The sequence below is a fragment of the Desulfoferrobacter suflitae genome (genome assembly GCF_022603395.1).
In the GTDB taxonomy this organism is placed as follows: Bacteria; Desulfobacterota; Syntrophobacteria; order Syntrophobacterales; family Syntrophobacteraceae; genus Desulfoferrobacter; species Desulfoferrobacter suflitae.
The window spans coordinates 1-541 of the sequence record NZ_JAIBKA010000054.1 but is presented as its reverse complement, the minus strand read 5'-3'; the positions used below and the strand labels follow the sequence as shown (position 1 = coordinate 541).

The window sequence follows — 541 nt, the reverse complement described above, 5'->3', positions numbered from 1 at the left end:
AAGGGCAACCCGGAAAAAGTCCGCGTCTACGATTTTGAGATCCCCGAACTTGGAAAAGTGGCCCCCTACGGGATTTACGACCAGACCCGCAATACCGGATGGGTCAATGTCGGAACCGACCATGACACTGCAACGTTTGCCGTGGAAAGCATCCGCAAGTGGTGGATTACCATGGGACGGGAAGCTTATCCGAAGGCGGCTCGCCTTCTGATTACCGCTGATGGTGGCGGCAGCAACGGGGCGAGAGTTCGACTCTGGAAGATCGAGTTGCAGAAGTTCGCCAACGAAACTGGTCTTGTCATATCGGTTTGCCATTTCCCACCGGGCACCAGCAAGTGGAACAAGATCGAGCATCGACTCTTTTCCTTCATCAGTCAGAATTGGCGGGGTAAACCTCTTGTGAGTCATGAAGTGATCGTCAACCTCATTGCTTCAACGAAGACCCGCACAGGCCTGACAGTCAAGTGCGAGCTCGATACCAATAAGTATCCCAAAGGAATTAAGGTTTCGGACAAGGAGTTGCGCCAGGTCAACATCGTCC

General features: G+C 53.0%; 1 protein-coding gene. It reads left to right on the top strand.

What is annotated here, in order from left to right; genetic code table 11:
* Positions 1 to 541: ISAzo13 family transposase (locus tag K1V27_RS22595; RefSeq protein ID WP_258932543.1), on the top strand; the 541-nt coding region annotated here is incomplete at both ends.